Source organism: Dietzia cercidiphylli, from assembly GCF_039531545.1.
Taxonomy (GTDB): Bacteria; Actinomycetota; Actinomycetes; order Mycobacteriales; family Mycobacteriaceae; genus Dietzia; species Dietzia natronolimnaea.
Window position 1 is genome coordinate 473,037 of the sequence record NZ_BAAAQG010000007.1, and the last position, 21,204, is coordinate 494,240.

Annotated in this window: 18 protein-coding genes; 7 read left to right on the forward strand and 11 right to left on the reverse strand. The window is 69.1% G+C overall.

Annotation, left to right across the window (positions count from 1 at the left end; genetic code table 11):
* Positions 1 to 21 precede the first annotated feature (21 nt).
* Both gcvT and ABD250_RS08535 read left to right on the forward strand, forming a co-directional pair.
* Positions 22 to 1,134: a glycine cleavage system aminomethyltransferase GcvT gene (gene gcvT / locus ABD250_RS08530; protein WP_179525021.1), complete on the forward strand. Its 1,113-nt coding sequence runs from the start codon at positions 22 to 24 to the stop codon at positions 1,132 to 1,134.
* A 29-nt stretch (positions 1,135 to 1,163) separates the two neighbouring features.
* Positions 1,164 to 2,255: a branched-chain amino acid aminotransferase gene (locus ABD250_RS08535; protein ID WP_182659561.1), complete on the forward strand. Its 1,092-nt coding sequence runs from the start codon at positions 1,164 to 1,166 to the stop codon at positions 2,253 to 2,255.
* A gap of 138 nt (positions 2,256 to 2,393) precedes the next feature.
* Here the strand turns inward: ABD250_RS08535 and ABD250_RS08540 are convergent, their stop codons facing one another.
* From ABD250_RS08540 to ABD250_RS08550, 3 genes are all read right to left on the reverse strand, one after another.
* On the reverse strand, positions 2,394 to 3,227 hold the full coding sequence (locus ABD250_RS08540) for an adenosylcobinamide-GDP ribazoletransferase (RefSeq protein ID WP_344391738.1): 834 nt from the start codon (positions 3,225 to 3,227) through the stop codon (positions 2,394 to 2,396).
* Between the two features lie 6 nt (positions 3,228 to 3,233).
* Positions 3,234 to 5,063 carry a nicotinate-nucleotide--dimethylbenzimidazole phosphoribosyltransferase gene (gene cobT, locus ABD250_RS08545; RefSeq protein ID WP_182653738.1) on the reverse strand — a complete coding sequence of 610 codons (1,830 nt, stop codon included), beginning with the start codon at positions 5,061 to 5,063 and terminating at the stop codon, positions 3,234 to 3,236.
* A 99-nt stretch (positions 5,064 to 5,162) separates the two neighbouring features.
* Positions 5,163 to 5,858, reverse strand: a complete 696-nt coding sequence (locus tag ABD250_RS08550; RefSeq protein ID WP_182610029.1) for a DUF3043 domain-containing protein — start codon at positions 5,856 to 5,858, stop codon at positions 5,163 to 5,165.
* A gap of 167 nt (positions 5,859 to 6,025) precedes the next feature.
* On the opposite strand from ABD250_RS08550, the gene ABD250_RS08555 reads away from it, so the two are divergent.
* Together ABD250_RS08555 and ABD250_RS08560 are read left to right on the forward strand one after the other, a co-directional pair.
* Complete coding sequence (locus tag ABD250_RS08555; RefSeq protein ID WP_107756186.1) at positions 6,026 to 6,388, forward strand: HesB/IscA family protein; 363 nt, start codon at positions 6,026 to 6,028, stop codon at positions 6,386 to 6,388.
* A 65-nt stretch (positions 6,389 to 6,453) separates the two neighbouring features.
* Entirely contained in the window at positions 6,454 to 7,431 is a 978-nt protein-coding gene (locus ABD250_RS08560) for a carbohydrate kinase family protein (protein ID WP_182616426.1), read from the forward strand.
* A 99-nt stretch (positions 7,432 to 7,530) separates the two neighbouring features.
* On the opposite strand, the gene ABD250_RS08565 is transcribed toward ABD250_RS08560, so the two are convergent.
* Positions 7,531 to 8,766 (reverse strand): IS30 family transposase, encoded by a 1,236-nt coding sequence (locus ABD250_RS08565; RefSeq protein ID WP_425551884.1) that lies wholly within the window; start codon positions 8,764 to 8,766, stop codon positions 7,531 to 7,533.
* A 137-nt stretch (positions 8,767 to 8,903) separates the two neighbouring features.
* The gene (gene asnB / locus ABD250_RS08570; protein WP_182653740.1) at positions 8,904 to 10,829 is read right to left on the reverse strand and encodes an asparagine synthase (glutamine-hydrolyzing); all 1,926 of its coding nucleotides are present in this window, start codon (positions 10,827 to 10,829) and stop codon (positions 8,904 to 8,906) included.
* Positions 10,830 to 11,056: 227 nt separating this feature from the next.
* Between asnB and ctaC the strand changes: the two genes are divergently transcribed.
* Together ctaC and ABD250_RS08580 are read left to right on the forward strand one after the other, a co-directional pair.
* Positions 11,057 to 12,175 (forward strand): aa3-type cytochrome oxidase subunit II, encoded by a 1,119-nt coding sequence (ctaC, locus tag ABD250_RS08575; protein ID WP_179525027.1) that lies wholly within the window; start codon positions 11,057 to 11,059, stop codon positions 12,173 to 12,175.
* A gap of 36 nt (positions 12,176 to 12,211) precedes the next feature.
* A complete protein-coding gene (locus tag ABD250_RS08580; protein ID WP_179525028.1) occupies positions 12,212 to 12,628 on the forward strand; it encodes a cytochrome c oxidase subunit 4 in 417 nt (138 codons plus the stop codon).
* A gap of 202 nt (positions 12,629 to 12,830) precedes the next feature.
* Here ABD250_RS08580 and ABD250_RS08585 read toward each other — a convergent pair whose 3' ends face one another.
* Positions 12,831 to 13,988, reverse strand: coding sequence for an acyl-CoA dehydrogenase family protein (locus ABD250_RS08585; protein ID WP_182615672.1), 1,158 nt, complete (start codon positions 13,986 to 13,988; stop codon positions 12,831 to 12,833).
* Between the two features lie 129 nt (positions 13,989 to 14,117).
* The gene (locus ABD250_RS08590) at positions 14,118 to 14,642 is read right to left on the reverse strand and encodes a DUF3253 domain-containing protein (protein ID WP_179525030.1); all 525 of its coding nucleotides are present in this window, start codon (positions 14,640 to 14,642) and stop codon (positions 14,118 to 14,120) included.
* 157 nt (positions 14,643 to 14,799) lie between these two features.
* Between ABD250_RS08590 and ABD250_RS08595 the strand changes: the two genes are divergently transcribed.
* Positions 14,800 to 16,383 (forward strand): FAD-dependent oxidoreductase, encoded by a 1,584-nt coding sequence (locus tag ABD250_RS08595; protein ID WP_182640073.1) that lies wholly within the window; start codon positions 14,800 to 14,802, stop codon positions 16,381 to 16,383.
* 264 nt (positions 16,384 to 16,647) lie between these two features.
* Here ABD250_RS08595 and qcrB read toward each other — a convergent pair whose 3' ends face one another.
* The 4 genes from qcrB to ctaE are packed head-to-tail and all read right to left on the reverse strand — an operon-like array spanning position 16,648 to position 21,006.
* Positions 16,648 to 18,270, reverse strand: coding sequence for a cytochrome bc1 complex cytochrome b subunit (gene qcrB / locus ABD250_RS08600; protein WP_182658743.1), 1,623 nt, complete (start codon positions 18,268 to 18,270; stop codon positions 16,648 to 16,650).
* Complete coding sequence (gene qcrA, locus ABD250_RS08605; protein WP_182658742.1) at positions 18,267 to 19,457, reverse strand: cytochrome bc1 complex Rieske iron-sulfur subunit; 1,191 nt, start codon at positions 19,455 to 19,457, stop codon at positions 18,267 to 18,269. Before qcrA ends, qcrB begins: the two co-directional genes overlap by 4 nt.
* Positions 19,454 to 20,338: a cytochrome bc1 complex diheme cytochrome c subunit gene (gene qcrC, locus ABD250_RS08610; protein WP_182615678.1), complete on the reverse strand. Its 885-nt coding sequence runs from the start codon at positions 20,336 to 20,338 to the stop codon at positions 19,454 to 19,456. The genes qcrA and qcrC overlap by 4 nt, the downstream gene beginning before the upstream one ends.
* A 56-nt stretch (positions 20,339 to 20,394) precedes the next feature.
* On the reverse strand, positions 20,395 to 21,006 hold the full coding sequence (gene ctaE / locus ABD250_RS08615) for an aa3-type cytochrome oxidase subunit III (protein WP_182610021.1): 612 nt from the start codon (positions 21,004 to 21,006) through the stop codon (positions 20,395 to 20,397).
* Between the last annotated feature and the right edge of the window lie 198 nt (positions 21,007 to 21,204).

The window sequence follows — 21,204 nt, forward strand, 5'->3', positions numbered from 1 at the left end:
GAGAGCGCGAGGAGTGGCCACATGACAGACACCGGGGACCTCTACGAGGGGCCGCTGCACTCTCGTCACGTGGAGGCCGGGGCCACCTTCGCCCCCTTCGGTGGCTGGTCGATGCCCGTGCAGTACTCGGGCACCGTCGCCGAGCACCACGCCACCCGCACGACCGTCGGGTTGTTCGACGTCAGCCACCTGGGCAAGGCGCTCGTGACCGGCCCCGGCGCCGCCGGGTTCGTCAACACCTGCGTCACCAACGACCTCGACCGGATCTCCGCCGGCAGCGCCCAGTACACGCTGTGCTGCGACGAGTCCGGGGGAGTCGTCGACGACCTCATCGCCTACCGCGTCTCCGACTCCGAGATCTTCCTCATCCCCAACGCCGCCAACACCGCCGAGGTGGTGCGGCGGATGCAGGCCGCGGCGGCCGAGCGGGCGCCCGAGGTCAGCGTCACCGACGAGCACCGCTCCCGCGCCGTGATCGCAGTGCAGGGCCCGCTCGCCGGGGAGGTCCTCACCGCGGTCGGCCTGCCCATCGACCTGGACTACATGGCCTTCGTCGACGCCGACTGGTCCGGAGTTCCCGTCCGGGTCTGCCGCACCGGGTACACCGGCGAGTACGGCTTCGAGGTCCTGCCCGCGTGGGATCAGGCCGGCCCGGTCTGGGACGCGCTGGCCGAGCAGGTCCTCGCTCGCCAGGGGGCGCTGTGTGGGCTGGGTGCCCGCGACTCCCTGCGCACGGAGGCCGGTTACCCGCTGCACGGCAACGAGCTGTCCCTCGACCTCAGCCCGCTCGAGGCCCGCTGCGCGTGGGCCATCGGCTGGGACAAGCCGTCCTTCTGGGGGCGCGACGAGCTGCTGCGTCAGAAGGAGGCCGGGCCCGCCCGGCGCATGTACGCGCTCGAGGTCACGGGCCGCGGAGTCCTGCGCGCCGGCCAGACCGTGCGGGCCGGCGGACGCGACGTCGGCGTCACGAGCTCCGGCACGTTCTCGCCGACGCTGAAGACGGGGATCGCGCTCGCGTTCGTCGAGCTGGACGCCGGCCTGAAGAAGGGCGACGAGGTCGTCGTCGACGTACGGGGGCGAGAGGTACCGTGCCGCCTCGCGGTACCCCCGCTCGTCGAGATCCGCACCCGCTGACCCGCCCCTTCTCACCTAAGCGAGACGACATGTCCCAGTTCGACATCCGCCCCTCGGCCACACCGAGGACGGCCGCCGAGCGCGAAGCCATCTTCGCCGCTCCCGGCTTCGGCAAGCACTTCACCGACCACATGGTCACCCTCCCGTATTCAGACGGGGCCTGGGGTACCCCCACCGTCGAGGCCTACGCCCCGCTGTCGATCGACCCCTCCGCCGTGGTGCTCCACTACGCCCAGACGATCTTCGAGGGCCTCAAGGCGTACCGGCAGGCCGACGACTCCATCGCCTCCTTCCGCCCGGAGCAGAACGCGGCGCGCTTCAACCGGTCCGCGCAGCGTCTGGCCATGCCGACGCTGCCCGAGGAGTTGTTCATGGAGTCCCTCCGGCAGATCGTGGCGATCGACCGCGACTGGGTCCCCGCCGCCGGCGGCGAGGAGGCGCTCTACCTGCGGCCCTTCATGATCGCCACCGAGACCGGGCTCGGCGTGCGGCCGGCCGACGAATACCTCTACTCGGTGATCGCTTCCCCGGCCGGCGCGTACTTCTCCCGCGGCGTGGCCCCCGTGAGCGTCTGGCTGAGCACCGAGTACGTGCGCGCCAGCCCCGGCGGCACCGGCGCCGCCAAGTTCGGCGGCAACTACGCCGCCTCGCTGCGCGCCCAGGAGCAGGCCGCGGCCAAGGGATGCGACCAGGTGGTCTGGCTCGACGCGATCGAGCGGAAGTACGTGGAGGAGATGGGCGGGATGAACCTGTTCTTCGTCCTCGGCTCCGGCGACTCCGCCGAGATCGTGACCCCCGAACTGTCCGGCTCGTTGCTGCCCGGCGTGACCCGCGACAGCCTCATCCGGCTGGCGCGCCATCTCGGCTACCCGGTGACCGAGCGGAAGGTCTCGGTGGAGGAGTGGGAGTCCGGGGTCGCCTCCGGGGCGGTCACCGAGGTGTTCGCCTGCGGGACCGCCGCCGTGATCACCCCGGTGGGCTCGGTCAAGCACGCCGAGGGCGGGTACACGGTCGGCGACGGCGGGCCCGGCGAGATCACCATGCGTCTGCGCGAGACCCTCACCGGGATCCAGCGTGGGTCCGTCGAGGACACCTTCGGCTGGATGACCACGCTCGCCTGACCGGCCTCGCGTCCGGCCTCGCGTCCGGTCCCGCGTCCGGCCCGATTCCATCGCCAAGAGCGTTCCGCACACGTTTCTCGAGTAGGGGGTGTGCGGAACGGTCTTCTCGTTGACGCGCGGGTCTTTCCGTGACGGGTGTCAGGCCAGGATGACGGCGATGACCAGCGCTGCGGCCGTGCCCGCCTCGATCCCCGCCCCCAGGACGTCGCCGTTGACCCCGCCGAGGCGGCGGACGGCGTGGCGTGCGAAGCCCGCGGCAGCAGCGTAGAGGGACAGTCCGAGGGCAGCCCCGATGGTCGGGGCCCACCATGCCGCCCCCCACCATGCCGCCCCCCACCATGCCGCCCCCCACCATGCCGCCCCCCACCCTGTCGCCGACCATCCCGACCCGGCCAGACCCGCTCCCGCCGCCGCGCAGATCAGAGCGACGGCCACCACGGCGGCCCGGGACTGCGACCCGGCGACCATGGCGCCGAACCCGGTGGTGGTCGCCGCCGGGACACCCCGTCGTAGCTGGATCACGGGCAGGCACCGGGACAGGACGAAGGCCGCGATCGGTGCCAGCCACGCTCCCGAGGCGACCAGGGCCCCGAGGGCCGCGACCTCGGCGAGCAGGACCAGGACCAGGACCGCGGCCCCCATCGGTCCCACCGAGCCGGAACGCATGATCTCCAGCGCGCGCTCGGGTCCGGCGTACGAGCCGAGGCCGTCCGCGGTGTCGGCCAGCGCGTCCACGTGCATCGCACGGGTCAACGCCAGTACCGCGGCGATCCCCACCACGCCGGCGATGACGGAGCCCGCCCCGACGGCGTACGCCCCGTGGGCGGTCGCGGTGGCGACCACCCCGCAGACGAGCCCCACCACAGGTAGCGCGGTCATGGCCCGACCGGCCTCAGACCGACCCGGGACGCCCCGCCCGCCGACGGGCAGCACCGTCATCCAGGACAGGGCCAGACGGACCGCGTCGACCACGGGACGTCAGGCCTTGCCGCTGACCCCGGCGTCGGCGAAGGTCGCCATCTCCGTGAGGATCGCGATCGCGGCGTGGACGGTGGGAAGCGCGGCGACGGCTCCGCTGCCCTCTCCCAGGCGCATGGAGTGCTCGAGGATCGGCTCGAGCGAGAGATAGGTGAGCGCCGCGGAATGGGCGGGTTCGGCGCTCCTGTGACCGGCGACCCACCACTGGCGGGCCCCGGGTGCCAGTGACTCGGCGAGCAGCGCCGCGGCGGTGACCACCGCACCGTCGAGGATGCAGGGGGTCTTCCGGATCGCGGCCTGCGCGAGGAAGCCCGCCATCGCCGCGAGGTCGGCGCCCGCGACCCTGCGGAGCATGGCCACCGGATCGCGGAGGTCTCCGGAGGCACGGAACATCGCGTCCCGGATCGCGGCGGTCTTGCGCATCCACCCGACGTCGTCGATCCCGGTGCCGCGCCCGACCAACTCGACCGGCTCGCGACCGGTGACGAGACAGGTGATCACCGTCGCCGGCGTGGTGTTGCCGATGCCGAGGTCGCCCGCGATGAGCAGGTCCGCCCCGGAGTCGACCTCCTCGTCGGCGATCCGGCGGCCGGCCGCGATCGCCGCCCGGACCTCGTCGGGGCTCAACGCGTCCTCGCGGTCGATCGACCCGCTGGAGCGACGGATCTTGTGGTCGTCAAGACCTCCGGGTCGCTCGGCCGACATGGACATGTCGGCAACGCGGACGGTCGCCCGCGCGGCGCGGGCCAGCACGGACACGGCCGCGCCGCCGCCCACGATGTTGTCCGCCATCTGCAGGGTGACCTCACGCGGGTAGGCGGAGACCCCGTTCTCGGCGACGCCGTGGTCGCCGGCGAACACCACGACCCGGGCTCTGTCGAGCGGGCGGGGCGGGCACGTCCCCTGGCAGGACGAGATCCACACCCCGAGCTCTTCGAGCCTGCCGAGCGAGCCCGACGGTTTGGTCAGGACGAGCTGCCGGGCGCGCGCCTCGTCGCCGACGGTGTGGGAGGGCGGGTGGACCGGGGGGAAAGTGACGGGGTCGTCGTAGTGCGCGACGTCCGCGAGACCGGGGAAATCGTGCGTCGGCGGCGCGGACTCCGACCCGGGACCCGGCTCGTCCTGCGCCCCGGTCTCCGGTTCGAGGTCCCGGGCGGTCCCGCCGGACACCTGCGGGTCAGTGGTGTCCCCTGTCGCACCGGCGGGCGCGGTGGCCCCACCGACGGTGGGAGCGGACGCCGCGGGGTGGGCCGGAGCCGGTGAGGCGGGGTGACCGGGGGAGCGGTCCGCCGCGGCGGGGGCCCCGGGGGAGGAGAGGGGGAGGACCCTGCCCGCGACGACGAGGACGGCCGAGTCACACACCTCGGCCAACCGCCGGTTGAGCGAACCGACCAGATCGGAGAACAGACGGCCGGAGAGGGTGTCGGGCACGACCCCCAGGCCGACCTCGGGGGAGACCAGGACGAGCGAACCGGGGTGGGCGGCGACCGCCGAGACCAGCGCGTCGACCTCATCGGACACGGCCGCCCCGCCGTCAGTCCACCCGAGGGTGGCGTCCATCCGGCGGGTGAGCCAACCCCCGAGATCGTCGACGAGGACCGTGTCGGCCGGGTGATCGGCGAGTACCCGCGGGATCTCGTCGGTCTCCTCGGTGGACCATTCGGCGGGCCTGCGGTCCCGGTGCGCGGCGATCCTGGCGGTCATCTCGGCGTCGTCGTGGTCCGGTCGCGCGGTGGCCACGTACACCACGTCCGCGCCGGTGGCCTCGGCCACCGATTCGGCGTGGGCGGACTTGCCCGAGCGGGTGCCGCCGAGGACGAGCAGGCGCATGGCGTTCCGGGCCTTTCCGTGGATCGTCGGTCAGGTCAGCTGTCGTTCAGGTCAGCTGCCGAGCAGGTCAGATGGTGATCAGGCCAGATGGTGATCAGGTCAGATGGAGTCGCCCGGGCGTACCCGGGGGCGCGGGGTGCGGAGCATCCGCGGCTGCGTCGCCCGCATCACCGCGTACCAGCCCATGCCGAACCCGGTGTCCTCGGTGTCCGGGAACCGCTCGCGGACGACACTGTTGACCTTGCGTCCGAGGAGGATTCCGTCCACCACCACCACGACGATCAGGATGAGGAACAGGTTCTGGCTGTAGAACATCAGTTCCGGGTTGGGGATCAGCTGGAAGATGATCACGAACAGCGCGAGCGGCATGAAGAAGTTGATCAGGCGCCGGTGGGTGTCCACCCAGTCGCGGGCGAAGCGACGGACCTCGCCGCGGTCCCGCGAGAGCACGTAACGGTCGTCGCCGGCCATCATGAGCTGGCGGCGCTCCTCACGGGCGGTACGCTGCTCGGCCCGGGCGGCCTTGCGCTCGTCCTTGGTCATGCTGGCCTCGGCGGCCTTCCGGCGCTCCTTGGCCTCCTTACGGGTGACCGGCGCCGTGACGGGACCCGTCCGCAGGCCGCGCGCGCGCTCCTGGTCCCGCCGCTTGGGGGTGGGCTTGCCCTTGCCCGCGGGCCGACGGGCGTCCCCTGCAGGCCCCGGATCCGTGCCCGGGGAGGACTCCGGCCCGGTGTCGGTACCTGCGGAGCCCTTGCCGGGGTCGTCTTTACTGGAGCCGAATGCGCGCAACTTCACATACCCAGGCTAGGCGATCGATCCCCGCCGAGGACATTCACCCGTCACTCCTCGCAGGCGTATCGTGTCAGGCGACGCGGCGTCCGGGGAATAGAGAGCTCCCCGGTGGGCGTTGCACCACCGTAGGACGCCACCGAAGACCCTCTCGGATCGCAAGGAGAACCGACATGACCACTGCGGAGAACACCGCCACGGAGACCACCGCCACCGGTGTGCTGCTCACCGACGCCGCCGCCTCGAAGGCCAAGGCACTCCTCGACCAGGAAGGTCGCGACGATCTCGCGCTGCGCATCGCCGTCCAGCCCGGTGGTTGTGCCGGCCTGCGGTACCAGCTCTTCTTCGACGACCGCTCGCTCGACGGCGACGTCGTGGACGACTTCGGTGGCATCAAGCTCGCCGTCGACCGGATGAGCGTGCCCTACCTGACCGGTGCGTCGATCGACTTCGTCGACACCATCGAGAAGCAGGGCTTCACCATCGACAACCCCCAGGCCACCGGCTCGTGCGCCTGCGGCGACTCGTTCAACTGAGTCCAGCCGGGCACTGACGACCCGGGCCGATCGCTGGTCGGCCCGGGTCGTCTACTGTCTGGAGCATGTCAGTAGTCATCACGGGTTCCATCGCCACCGACCACCTCATGACCTTCTCGGGTCGGTTCTCCGAGCAGCTCCTGCCGGACCAGCTCGCCCACGTGTCGCTGAGCTTCCTGGTGGACTCCCTCCAGATCCGCCGCGGCGGAGTGGGTGGCAACATCGCGTTCGCGCTCGGCGTGCTCGGCCGTCGTCCCCATCTGGTGGGCGCCGCGGGTGAGGACTTCGCCGAGTACCGCGACTGGCTGGAGAGGCACGGCGTGGACACCTCGGCGGTCCACATCAGCTCCGCCCTGCACACCGCACGGTTCGTGTGCACCACCGACTCGGACATGGCCCAGCTCGCCTCGTTCTACCCCGGCGCGATGGGTGAGGCGGCCACCATCTCCCTGGCCCGCCTGGTCGACCGCATCGGTCGGCCCGAGATCGTGCTCATCGGCGCCAACGACCCGACCGCGATGAACTCCCACACGGCGGAGTGCCGCGAGCTCGGGCTCGACTTCGCGGCCGACCCCTCCCAGCAGCTGGCGTTCCTCGACGGTGAGGCGGCCGCAGCGCTGGTCGACGGCGCCCGGTACCTGTTCACCAACGAGTACGAGTACGAACTCCTGCTGAACAAGACCGGGTGGACGGCCGAGGAGCTGGACGACAAGGTCGGTACCCGCATCACCACCCGCGGAGGCAAGAGCGTGGTGATCGTGGAGAAGGGCGCCGAGCCCCTCGAGGTGGGCATCGTGCCCTCGGACAACCTGCTCGACCCCACGGGCGTCGGCGACGCGTTCCGCGCCGGATTCCTCACCGGTGTGGTCGACGGCCTCTCGCTGGAGCGTTCGGCCCAGTTCGGTGCTCTCATCGCCACCCACGTGCTGGAGACCACCGGCACCCAGGAGTGGAGCATCGACTCCGCCGCCGCGCGCCGGCGACTCGCCGCGGCCTACGGGGACGAGGCCGCCGAGGAGCTCGCGGCGCTGCTGCCCGCCTGATCCCGCCCGGGGCGCTCACCGCCGTGCCGACGACCACCGACCGGCCAGCGACCGACCCCCGACGAGAAGAGCGTTCCGCACGCATTCCCCGAGGCAGTCTCAGGTAGCTAGCGCAACACCGTCGATTAGTTCGGTCATCTTCGCATGGGGACTGTGGAAGCCGAGGGTTTCTCGGGGGCGGATGTTGAGAAGGCGCTCGGTCTCGGCGATTTCGGCGTCGCTGAGGGTGTTGAAGTCGGTGCCCTTGGGGTAGAAGTCCCGGATCAGGCCGTTGGTGTTCTCGTTGGATCCGCGCTGCCAGGGCGAGTGCGGATCGCAGAAGAAGACCGGGCAGCCGGTCTTGACGGTGAACGCGGCGTGCGCTGCCATCTCGGTGCCCTGGTCCCAGGTGATCGTGGCCACCAATCGGGAGGGCAACGCCGCGATCATCTGAGCCAGAACGTCGGTGACGGTGGCGCTGTCCCGGCAGCCGGGAAGCCTGCCGATCAGCACGTACCGGGTCTGGCGCTCGACCAGGGTGACGATGCCGGAGTTGTTCGGCCCCACCACCAGATCGCCCTCCCAGTGCCCGGGCACGGCACGGTCCTCTACCTCGGCCGGCCGGTCGGAAAGCCGCGCCCCGTGCAGCCACGGGCGGGAGGTGCGCGGTGGCAGCTGGGAGGCGGGAACGCGGCCCTTGCGCCCCGATCGCAGCGCCTTTTCGACCTTGAGCTCCTGCCGCAGCGCACCCTTGCCCTGGACATATAAGGCCTGGTAGATCGTCTCGTGGGACACGTGCATCTCCGGCTGCTCGGGGAACATCAACCGCAGCTGGCCGGCGACCTGCTCAGGTGAGAACCGTTGGTTCAACCGGGCGATGACCTCGCCGCGCAGCTGCGCGGTCTCCAGCTTGCCCGGCCGGCAGCGTGCGCGCTTGCCCAGGGCCAGCAGGTGGGCCAACCGGGCGTCGTAGCGTCGCTTGCCCCAGTGCTCGAACGAGTGGGCAGCCAGCTCCCGGCAAATCGTCGAGGCGGCCACCCCCAGACCCCGGGAGATAGCCCGGACACCGGCCGGAGTCGGCAGCTCGAACATGGCCTGGATATAGACCCGGTCGAACAAGCTCAACCGGCGATAACTCGCCAACTTCTCCAAGGGTCGCTGGGTCCCGGCCGTCCCGGGATCCACGCCCACGCCACCGTGCCGGCCCACTTCAAACGTCATGCCCGCCAGCTTGGCCCACCTCCACGCCGTAGCCACGCTGACACCCCACTGCGCCGCGGCATCACGCCCGCTACTTCCCTCGAGCAGGGACCGACACACCCCCGCCCGCAGTCTCCAGTCCAACTCTTGAGCCACCACACACCCCGATCAGTCAGGGTGTTGCGCTAGCTCCTGGAGACCACCCGAGAGGGTGTGTGCGGAACGCTCTTCTCGATGGGTCGGGCCCGCGGGGGCCCGAGATCGGGTCCGGCTGGCGGCGGGGTCGGGTCGGACTAGAGGCGCACGGGGTAGTCCCGCTGCTCGATGTCCGGGGTGATGCGCCCCTCCACGAAGATGCCGTGCCAGATCATGAAGCACAGCATCGTCCAGATCCGGCGGCTGTGGTCGGACTCGCCACGGCGGTGCTCGTCGAGCATGCGCATCACGGCGGCCTTGTCCACGAACTCGTCGGTGCCCGAGGCCAGGACCTGCGCCCGCGCCCAGTCGTGCAGCTCCGGTCCGGCCAGCCAGTGGCGGGTCGGAACCGGGAAGCCGAGCTTCTTCCGGTGCAGCACGTGCGCCGGCACGATCCGCTCGAGCGCCTTGCGGAGCGCGTACTTGGTGGTCCCGTGAGCGACCTTCTCCGTGTACGGCAGGCGGGAGGCGACCTCGTAGACCTCGCGGTCGAGGAACGGCACGCGCAGCTCGAGTGAGTTGGCCATGGTGACCCGGTCCGCCTTGACCAGGATGTCCCCGCGGAGCCACGTGAACAGGTCCAGGTGCTGCATCCGGGCGACAGGGTCCCACCCGCGGGAGCGCTCGTAGATCGGAGCCGTCACGTCCTGGTGGCTCCACTCGGGACGGTAGTCGGTGAGGACCGAGCGGACCTGGTCCTCGGAGAACGAGCGCGCGTTGCCGTAGTAGCGGTCCTCGAGACTCATGGATCCGCGATGCAGCAGGCTCTTCCCACGCGTGCCCTCGGGGATCCGCGTGCTCACCCTTCCCAGTGCGCGGCGCAGGCCACCGGGGATCTTCTCGAACGGTGCGAGCGAGAGCGGCTCCTTGTAGATGGTGTATCCGCCGAAGAGCTCATCCGCGCCCTCGCCGGACAGGACCACCTTGACGTGCTTGCGGGCCTCGCGGGCGACGAAGTACAGCGGGACCAGGGCCGGATCGGCGACCGGCTCGTCGAGGTACCAGATGATCTCGGGGATCGCGGCGGCGAACTCCTCGGGCGAGACCACCTTGACGATGTGTTCCACACCGATCGCCGCGGCGGACTCGGCGGCCACGTCCACCTCCGAGTAACCCTCCCGCTCGAACCCCGTGGTGAAGGTGAGGAGGTTCTCGTTGTGACGCCGGGCGAGCGCGGCGATGGCGGTGGAGTCGATGCCGCCGGACAGGAACGAACCCACGGTGACGTCGGCGCGCATGTGCTTGGCCACGGAGTCCTCGAGGGCCACGGCGATCTCCTCGTAGCGGCGCTCGGAATCGCCGTCGGCGACAGGGACCACGGGGAAGGTCGGCTCGAAGTAGCGCTCGATCACCGGAGCGGCGCCGGGGGAGAGGGTCGCGTGGCAACCGGATTCCAGGCGGCGGACACCGCGGGTCAGCGTCTCGTCCTCGGGGACGTACTGGAGGGTGACGTAGTGCTGTAGGGCGCGGGTGTCGAGAGAGGTGTCGACGGCGAGGAGGTCGATCAGTTCGGTGATCGACTTCTTCTCGCTCGCGAACGCGGTGCCCCCGGGACCGGTCGCCATGTAGAGGGGCTTGATCCCGAAGGGGTCGCGGGCCACGAAGAGGGTGCGTTCGACGGTGTCCCAGATCGCGAAGGCGAACATCCCGCGGAGCCGGCGGACGGCGGCGGGGCCCCAGTGGTGGAACGCCACCACGATCGGCTCCCCGTCGCCCTCGGTCCGGAACTCGGCACCGAACTCCTCACGCAGCTGCGCACGGAGTTCGACGTAGTTGTAGATCTCCCCGTTGAACGTCAGGGCGTAGCGGTCGGGGGCCTCGGGCGGACCCCAGCGCAGCGGCTGATGCGAATGCGCGATGTCGATGATCGACAGACGGTTGAAGCCGAACGCCAGGTCGTCGTCGACCCAGGTCCCCACCTCGTCCGGACCGCGGTGACGCTGGCACCCCATCGCGCCCAGAACCCTCGATTCCTGGGCGCGGGCGGAGCCGTCGGGGGTGAGCAGACCAAGCAGGCCACACATTCGTCGGGTACCTCGTCGATCGTCGTCGGGGGTGGGGGAGAACCCGCGTCTGCGGGCCACGATGGGTTCGAATACTACTGGTCCCGGGGCTCCCGCCCGCCGCGCCGGACGGCGGAGGGGTGGGTTCGGTGAAATGCCGGGACCCGCGGCTTCCAAACTGAGAGCCGTGGTCTACGATTCCTAAGTGTCCCGGCCACGTGGTCGGTGCCGCTGATCAGGAAGGCGTGATGGTGGAACAGCGTGACGGGCGTCGTCGGACGCGCAGGGCTGCACTCGCGGTGTCGCTCGGCACATTGGGCTTGATTTTGTCCGGTTGCAGCCTCCACACCGACAACAAATGGTGGAACCAGACCATGAACTTCGGGTTCCCCAACGGGATCACGCCCGAGGGCATCGCCATCAGGGAGTTCTGGACTATCACCGTCATCACCTCGCTTGTCGTCGGGTTCTTCGTGTGGGGCCTCATCTTCTGGACCATGGCCTTCCACCGCAAGAGGAAGAACGACGACGGCGAGTTCCCGCGTCAGACCGCGTACAACGTGCCGCTCGAGCTGGTCTACACGGCGGTGCCGTTCGTGATCATCTCGGTGCTCTTCTACTTCACCGTCATCACGCAGAACAAGGTCCTCGACCTCCGGCCGGAGGAAGAGGTCGGCGTCAAGGTCGACGTCACCGCGTTCCAGTGGAACTGGAAGTTCGGGTACAACAAGGTCGACGTCGCGGGTGTGTCCATCGAGGACGGCACCAACGAGGAGGCCCAGCGTGCGGCCGAGGAGGCCGGCGTCCTCTCGGAGGAGCAGCGCATGGCCCTCGGTCACCACGGGGAGCCCGCCGCCGGCGGTCCGATCCACGGTCGCCTCGCCGAGGACAAGTCGTACCTCCACTTCAACGACATCGAGACCGTCGGCACCTCCGAAGAGGTCCCGGTGCTCGTACTGCCGACCGGAACCCGCGTCGAGTTCCGCCTCGCGGCGGCCGACGTGATCCACTCCTTCTGGATCCCCGAGTTCATCTACAAGCTCGACGTCATGCCGCACCCCGGCCAGAACCAGCAGCTGAGCATGTTCCAGATCGCGGAGATCGAGCGTGAGGGCGCCTTCGTCGGACGGTGTGCCGAAATGTGCGGCGCGTACCACGCGATGATGAATTTCGAGCTCAGGGCGGTGTCGCCGGAGGCCTTCGCGGAGTACATCCAGTTCCGCCAGGACAACCCGACCGCGTCCAACGCGGAGGCGCTCGCGTCGATCGGCGAGGAGCCCTACTCCACGTCCACGGCACCGTTCAAGACCGGCCGCAGCGATACCCGCGACCAGAACAACATCATCGAGAACGCATCCGCTAACTGACGTCTCTCCCGGTATCACGCGAAGGGCTCCTGCACGATGAACGCAACAGTAAGAATCTTCGACGGACTGGTGGTCTTCCTCGCCATCCTGGCCATCGCGTACACCTACCTCACGGGCACCTCGCGCACGGGTATCGAGTGGGTGGGCTCCACGGCTCTCGTGCTCTCCGCCGGGCTGTGCCTGCTGATCGGTGGGTACCTCCGCTTCGTGGCGCGGCGCATCAGCACGCTTCCCGAGGACTACGAGGAGGCGGAGATCTCCGACGGCGCCGGCGAGCTCGGGTTCTTCAGCCCGCACAGCTTCTGGCCGTTCTTCATCGCCTTCTCGATCCTCATCATCGGTTTCGGCGCGGCGTTCTGGAACTGGTGGGTGCTGCTCGGTGGCGCGACCGCGCTGATCATCACCGCCTGTGCCCTGGTCTTCGAGTACCACTGGGGCCGCGAGAAGCACTGACCGACGGTCAGACCCCACGAGGCCCCCACCGCGAGACGCGGTGGGGGCTTCGTTTGTTCACGGATCACCGCCCGAAGCCGGGACTCATGTCGGCAACCCGCGGTCGTGGCGTCTCCGACGTCGGGGGCATCACCCGGGAACGAGCTCGGGCCGGGACCCGCGCGGCGCGCAGGTCCCGGCCCGGATCAGGCCCGGTGGGGGACTACAGTCCCATGTCCTTGGCGATGATGGTCTTCATGACCTCGTTGGTCCCGCCGTAGATCCGGTTGACCCGGTTGTCGGTGTACAGGCGGGCGATCGGGTACTCGTTGATGAACCCGTATCCGCCGTGCAGCTGCAGGCAACGGTCGATGACCTCGGCCGCGATCTCGGTGCAGAACAGCTTGGCCGATGCGGCCTCGGCCGCGGTTAGCTCTCCCTCGTCGAGTGCCTCGAGCGCGCGGTCGGCGACGGCCTGCGCCGCGTCGACCTTGGCCTGGCAGGCGGCGAGTTCGAACTTGGTGTTCTGGAACGAGGCGACCTCCTTGCCGAAGACCGTGCGCTGCTGGGTGTACTCCTTGGCGAAGCGCACCGCGGCCGCGGCCTGGGCGTAGGCGCCGTACGCGATTCCCCAGCGCTCGGACGGCAGGTTCTGGCCGAGGTAGTAGAAACCACGGTTCTCCTCGCCGAGCAGGTCCTCGACAGGGACCTTGACGTCGCTGAAGGCCAGCTCCGCGGTATCGGAGGTGCGCAGACCGACCTTGTCGAGCTTGCGTCCCACGGAGTAACCCGCGAGCTTGGTGTCGACGGCCAGGAGGGAGATGCCGAAGCGACGGTCGTCCTCGCGCGGGGGAGCGGTCCGGGCGCAGACGATCACGCGGTCGGCGTGGACACCGCCGGTGATGAAGGTCTTGGCACCGTTGAGGACGTAGTGGGTGCCGTCCTCGGAGAGCTTGGCGGTGCTCTTCATGCCGGCGAGGTCCGAGCCGGTGCCCGGCTCGGTCATGGCCAGCGCCCACATCTCCTCGCCGGAGACGAACTTGGGCAGATAACGCTGCTTCTGCTCCTCGGTCGCCAGGGCCTTGATGTAGGGCAGGCCCAGCAGGACGTGAACGCCCGATCCACCGAAGTTCACGCCCGCCCGGGCGGTCTCCTCGGACAGGATGGCCTCGAACTTGTGCGAGTTGATCCCGGCGCCGCCGTACTCCTCGTCGACGTTGATGCCGAAGACCCCGAGATCGGCGAGCTTGTAGTAGAACTCGCGCGGCACGATGCCCGCGTCGAACCACTCCTGGAAATGGGGGGACACCTCGGACTCGATGAAGGCGCGGATGGTCTGGCGGAAGGCCTCGTGGTCTTCGTTGAACACTGTGCGACGCAAGGGTGTATGCCTTTCCATTGGACGACCCGCCGTGAGAGGGGGACGGGGCGATCTGGTGAATGTCTCCTACCAGAAGTGATCGTACAAGGTCGCGAACCGCGACATGGCGGGGGTTACCGGCTGGTAGCTTCAGTCCCGTGCCACGCTGCCGTCCGTCGGTGGCCGGAAGTCGAGCGCGTCCGCCGCCACGATGCGGATCGGGCCTCGGATGTCGGCTCCGGAGACGACCCGGCCACGTTGCGTGATGGCGACGACGCCGTCCGCTCGGAGATCCAGGGCGACCTGTCGGGCGGTGTCCATGAGCTCGCGCCACTGTTCGCCGCCCACCGTGCGGGCGGCGTCGCTGGGGCAGATCGAGCCCTCGCCGCGGGAGCGGAGCAGCGTTCGGATCGTCGCGGCCAACCGGTTCCGCGTCCCCTCCTCGGTCGGATCCCACCAGGGGTCGCCGCGCTCGCCCAGCGCGGTCTTGGCGTCGTGCACCATCACCCGCGCGGCGTCACCCTCGGACTTCACGAGCCGGCGGCCGGTCATGAGCGCGGAGACGAGTTCGGTCCTGAGCGTGTCCGGGATCGACGGATCGGTGGCCCTCCATCGCCTCCCCCTGACCACGATGTAGCGACCGTCCTCGGTGTGTTCGACCTCGTTGCGCGTCACACCGCGATCATGCCCGCACGACGTTGAGGTGTCACGAAACCCGCCGGTCGGGCCACGGAAACGCGCCGGGAAGCTAGTGTAGAACGTGTTCTAGTAGGCGTCGGCCCACGGCCGGTGTCCGGGCCGTGTGCCCGTGACGACGAGACGAGGAGAGCCCGTGACGACGCAGGCCGGCACGTTCGATGCAGAGTTCGATGTGGTTGTGGTGGGATCGGGCGTCGCGGCGCTCTTCGGCGCGGCCGCGGCGGCCTCGCGGGGGCTGTCCACCTGTCTCGTCGAGAAGACGGACCGTTTCGGGGGCACCTCCGCGTACTCGGGCGGCGCGGTGTGGTTGCCCGGCAACGCCGTCCTCGCCCGCGACGGGCTGGAGGACTCGGTGGACACGGGCCGCACCTACTTCCGCGCCGTCGTGGGCGACCGGACCGACCACGACCTGCAGGACGCGTACCTGAACACCGGGCCGATGGTCGTCGACTTCCTCCAGGACACGCTGGGGATCCCTACGAGATTCCAGGCGTTCCCCGACTACTTCGACGCACCCGGACGCCAGGAGGTGGGTCGAAGCATCTACCCCAAGCCCATCAAGGGGGAGGAGGTCGGTGAGCGCACCGGAGATATCCGCTCCTCGGTGCCGTCGGATCAGTTCGGTTCCCCGGAGGACACCGCCAGGTTGGAGGGCGGCCGCGCCTGGGTCGCCCGGCTCGTGCTGGCGTTGGATGGCATGGAGTCGGCCGAGCTCTGGCTGTCGACGGCTGCGGAGCGACTTATCCGCGACGACGACGGGCGGGTCGTGGGGGTCGAGGTGCGAGAGGGCTCGGGCCTGCGGTCGATTCGCGCACGGCGGGGCGTACTCGTCGCCGCGGGCGGATTCGAGCGGTCGACGGAGTTGCGTCGACGGTGGCAGCGGATGCCGACCTCTGACTGGTCGGCCTCCCACCCGGATACCGGTTCCGGGGACGCCGTCCGCATGTTCGACGAGGTCGGGGCCAGACTCGACCTGCTGGACCAGTCATGGTGGTGTCCGGCGACACTGTTCCCCAACGGGCACGCGGCGTTCACCCTCGGTTTCCGCTCCGGGATCATCGTCGACGGCGCAGGTCGTCGCTTCGCCAACGAACTCCTGCCGTACGACCAGATGGGCCGTCGCATGCACGCCCGGATGGACGACGGAGCGGGCGAGGAGTTCTGGTTCGTCTTCGATGACTCGGAGGCGGGCGGGTATCCGGCGATCTGCGTCCCCGCCCCTGATCCCGAGCAGCTGCGGGCGGCCGGGCTCTGGCACACCGCAGCGACGATCGGGGAGCTGGCCCAGGCCATCGGTATCGATCCGGACGTCCTCGCCGAGAGCGTCACCCGGTTCAACGGCCATGCCGCGCAGGGCAGAGATGACGACTTCGGACGGGGCGAGGATCCGTACGGGAGGTTCTTCCTCGGCGCCTCCACTGCCGAGGAATGCCTGCGGCCCCTGGGGGGCGATCGTCTGCACGCCGTGCGCCTGGTGCTGGGGGACCTGGGCACCAAGGGTGGTGCCGTGATCGACCCGAACGGGGCCGTGGTGGGTACCGACGGTGCACCGATCCCGGGCCTCTACGCCGCCGGCAACTCGTCGGCGTCGGTGTCCGGTGAGGCATACCCGGGTCCCGGGGTTCCCCTGGGGTCGGGCATGACCATGGCCTTCCGGGCCGTGGCCGACATGGCCGGGAAGCCGCTGCCGGTGAACCCCGCTCCGGTCGCCCGGTGACCGGAGCGCCCGCCACCTCTCGCGGGTGGCCGGGCACGGTGACCGCACCTCCCGGGTGGTCCCACGGGCCTCCGGCCCAACCCGTCCCATGAGGAGGACGTCCCAGGCGCCGGGGTGAGGCCGGTGTCACGCGGCCCGCGACGTCGACCCCCCGACAGATCACCCGCTCCCGAAAGATCACTCGCCCCCGGTGGAGGAGGCGAGACGACCGCGGGCCGGAACTCCTCTCGGAGCTCCGGCCCGCGGTCGGGTGTCAGCGGTGGATCAGTGCTCGTCGTGGCGACGCGTACGGTTCTCCTGCTGCAACGTGGTGAGCATCGAGTGCTCGCGGTCGTGCTTGCCGTGATCGGCGTCGTCGAGATGACGCACCTCGTCGACGGGGTCGGCGGTGAGTGCGCCCCGCGGGGGCCGGCCGGCCGCACCGAGCTGGTTCATCTTCGTGGGCACCTTGGCACCCGCGTACTCGAGCGGAACCGCGTGACCGTGCTCGTCCATCCCGCCCAGCGGCTGGTGGACCTCGACGAACTCGCCCTGCGGCATCCGCATGATGATGCCGGTCTCGATCCCGTGCTCCAGGACCTCCCGGTCGGCCCGCTGGAGACCCAGGCAGAGACGGTAGGTGAAGAAGTACATGACCGGCGGCAGCAGGATCAGACCGATCCGGCCCGCCCATGTGGTGGCGTTCAGCGAGATGTTGAAGTGATACGCGATGAGGTCGTTGGATCCCATCAACACCAGGATCACGTAGAACGTGATGGCCATGACGCCGGCGGCGGTACGAACCGGAACGTCGCGCGGACGCTGGAGCAGGTTGTGGTGCGCGGTGTCACCGGTGAGCTTGGCCTCGATCCACGGGTACAGGAACATCACCGCGACCATGGCGCCGAGCATCACGGCCACCCAGAGGACGGCAGGGATGGTGTAGTTGCCCAGGTAGATCTCCCACGCAGGCATCACGCGGGCGCCGCCCTCGGTCCACAGCATGTACCAGTCGGGTTGCGAGCCGGCGGAGATGTGGGATGGGTTGTACGGCCCGAGGTTCCATATCGCGTTGATGGTGAACAGGCCCGAGAAGAGCATGAGCATGCCGACCGTGATGGCGCCGAACGCGATGGACTTGACGGCGAAGACCGGGAGGATCCGGACGCCGACGACGTTGTTCTCCGTGCGGCCCGGCCCGGGGAACTGCGTGTGCTTCTGGTACCAGACCAGCGCGAGGTGCGCGGCGATGAGGGCCAGGATGATAGCGGGGATGATGAGCACGTGCAGGATGTAGAAGCGCGGGATCAGGAGATCGCCGGGGAAGTCCCCGCCGAAGATCATCCAGTGCATCCAGGTCCCGATCACCGGGAGCCCGACGATGATGCCGGAGGTGATCCGGATGCCGGTTCCCGACAGGACGTCGTCCGGGAGGCCGTAGCCGAGGAAGCCCTCGACGATGCCCAGCAGCAGCAGCACGCAACCGATGACCCAGTTGGCCTCACGCGGGCGACGGAACGCGCCGGTGAAGAAGATGCGGATCATGTGGACGATCATCGAGGCGACGAAGAGTAGTGCCGCCCAGTGGTGGATCTGGCGCACGAACAGGCCGCCGCGGACCTCGAACGAGATGTTGAGCGCCGTCTCGTAGGCCCGGGAGATCTCGATGCCGTTGAGGGGCGCGTAGGCACCCTGGTAGATCACCTTCGACATCGACGGGTCGAAGAAGAGGGTGAGGTACACACCCGAGATCAGCAGGATGATGAAGCTGTACAGGGCGATCTCGCCCAGCAGGAAGGACCAGTGCGTGGGGAAGACCTTGTTGATCTGCCGACGCATGCCCTTGGCCATGGTGTATCGCGAGTCGAGGTTGTCCCCGATCGTCGCGAGCTTGGTGTTGTTACTCATGAACGACGCTCCCAGAAGGCAGGTCCGACCGGCTCGATGAAGTCACCGTTGGCGACGAGGTAACCCTCGCTGTCAACCGCGATGGGCAACTGCGGCAGTGCGCGCGCGGCGGGGCCGAAGATCGGCTTCGCGTACTCGAGCGCGTCGAACTGCGACTGGTGGCACGGGCAGAGGAAGCGGTGCGTCTGCTGCTCGTACAGTGAGGTGGGGCACGCCAGGTGCGTGCAGATCTTCGAGTAGGCGTAGAGGTCGCCGTAGTTGAAGTTCTCCTGGCCCTTGCGCTTGATCACCCGGGCCGAGTCGGCGGGGCGGAAGCGGATCAGCATGACCGAGTTGCGCGCCCCGTGGATCGAGTGCATGTGCTCCTCGAAGTCGCCCAGGGCGCTCTCGGGAAGCGGGAAGACCGACTCGAGTCCACCGGCTGAGAGGTCCTCGACGTGGATGCGCTCGAGGCGTCCCTCACCCGCGGGGGGATGGCCGTCCGGGTAGACCTTGCCGGTGTCGCGACCGAGGTACACCTTCTCGGCCGGGAGCCCGTCCGGACGGGTGTCCGACGCGAGGGTCCACCCCGTGGTGTGCAGGGTGCCGTCTCCGGCGATGGTGAGTTCCCCACGGCGCCACGGGTTCTTGACCATGCCACCGAGCGGCAGGATCGCGGACAGACCGATGAGGGCCACGCTCGCTCCGAGGAAGCCGCCCATGACCTTGCGGCGACCCAGGGTCGAGGTCTTCCAGGAGTCGTTGAGCCCGGCGACGAGGGTCCGGCGGTCGATGTCCTCCGACGGGCCGTCGTGACGGGTCTGGACCGAGATCTCCTCGGGGATGAACTTCTTGGTGAACTGCACCGCACCGAAGCCCAGGAAGAGGATCGACAGGCCGATCGTCAGGCCGAGGAGGGGCGTGTACACCATGTAGAGCCAGTAGCCGTCCTCGCCCTGGCCGCGGTACTCCCAGGGCCAGGCGATGTAGATGACGGCGAAGGCCAGCGCGAGGACCGCGGACAGTGCGAACCAGGTGGTGACGACTCGTGCGGCACGCTTCTCGGATCGCGTGGTGACACCGTCCGGCCACCGGTTCTCGCGGAATCGGACGTCGACCTCGTCGAGTTCGGTTCCCAACCGGACGAGCTCGGCGTCGCTCATCCGGTCGAGGTCCGCGGGGGACGGGTTCTTGGGGGTCTCACTCATGAACGGGATCCGATCCAGAGGGTCGCACCGATGAGGGCGACGATGCCGACTAGCCAGATGGCCACACCTTCGGTCACGGGGCCGAGTCCGCCGAGCGCGTAGCCGCCGGGCGAGACCTTGGAGTCCGTGTCCTTGATGAAGGCGATGATGTCCTTCTTCTCGTCAGGCGTGAGCTGACGGTCCGAGAACTTGGGCATGTTCTGCGGACCGGTGAGCATCGCCTGGTAGATCTCCTGCTCGTTGGCAGGGTCGAGGATGGGGGCGTACTTGCCCGCCGACAGCGCTCCGCCGCGACCGGTGAAGTTGTGGCAGGAGGCGCAGTTGAGGCGGAAGAGCTCGGAACCGCGCGCGATCTCCTCGGCGCGGGCCTCGCCCGAGGCACCGCGCAGCGACCCCTGGGCGATCGACCCGTCGGGATCGGTGACGATCTCGGGACCGCCGCCGAAGAGGTGGACGTACGCCGCGAGCGCGATGATCTGGTGCTCGCTGTAGCGCGGCTTCTTGCGCTCGGCCTGGGCCTCGTTGTTGGCCGCCGGCATACGACCGGAATGGACCTGGAAGTAGGTCGCGCCCGCGCCCGTGCCGACGAGCGAGGGCCCGCGGTCCTCGACACCCTGCAGGTTCATTCCGTGGCAGGTGATGCACGCGACGTCGTAGATCTGCTTGCCCTCGGCGATGAGCGCGGCCTGGTCCTGCTGGGCCGTCGCGACCTGGGGATCGGGAACGACGGCAGTGGCGATGGCCCCGGCGCCGAGGAGACCGGCGGCGATGACGAGCGCGCCGGTCGCCTTACGGCGACGCTTGGACGAGACCGGGCGCGCCGGATTCACCGCGGGCTCCGGCGACGGCGTGTCCGCAGCGGGTGGGTGAGGTGAGTTCATTATGAGTTCCCTTTGGAGTTGGGACCTGCTGGACGCAGCGTCCTGCGGCCAGCTGACTACTGAATGAAGTAGATGGTGACGAAGAGGCCGATCCAGACCACGTCGACGAAGTGCCAGTAGTACGACACGACGATGGCCGCCGTGGCCTGGGCGGGAGTGAACCGGGACATGGTCGTCCGCATGACGAGGACGACGAACGCCAGGACGCCGGCCGCCACGTGGAGGCCGTGGAAACCGGTGGTGATGAAGAAGACGGACCCGTAGACGCTGGACGAGATCGTGGTGCCCTCGAGGTACAGCATGACGTACTCGTAGGCCTGACCGATGAGGAAGACCGTGCCCATGAGGGCCGAGATGATGTACCAGCGACGGAGACCGAAGACGTCACCCTGCTCGGCGGCGAAGACGCCCATCTGACAGGTAACCGAGGACGCCACGAGGATCGCCGTGATAGTCAGGGCGAACGGGACGTTGAGGTGCGTCGGGTAGGAGGGCCAGTCACCTCCCGAGTTCGCCTTGGAGACGAAGTACATCGCGAACAGCCCCGCGAAGAACATCAACTCCTGGGACAACCAGATGATGGTGCCCACACTGACCATGTTCGGCCGGTTCAGCGAATGAACGCGCTGAGCCATTGCCGATCCTGAGTTATCCACTGCGCTCGTCACGAGGCCAAGTATGACCCCTGAGGTGGGCGGAGGCTGCAGGGACCCCCGATTTCGGCGTGTCCCCACAGCGTTTTCGCAGGTCGTTCCTAGAACTCCCCGGTAACCCGTCAGGGGACGCACCCCGTGCAGGGGTATCAGGGCCTTCTCAGGCTCTTCTGCGGCTGGGGGAACGGGTCCCGTGACGGGAGTCCGCGGGCA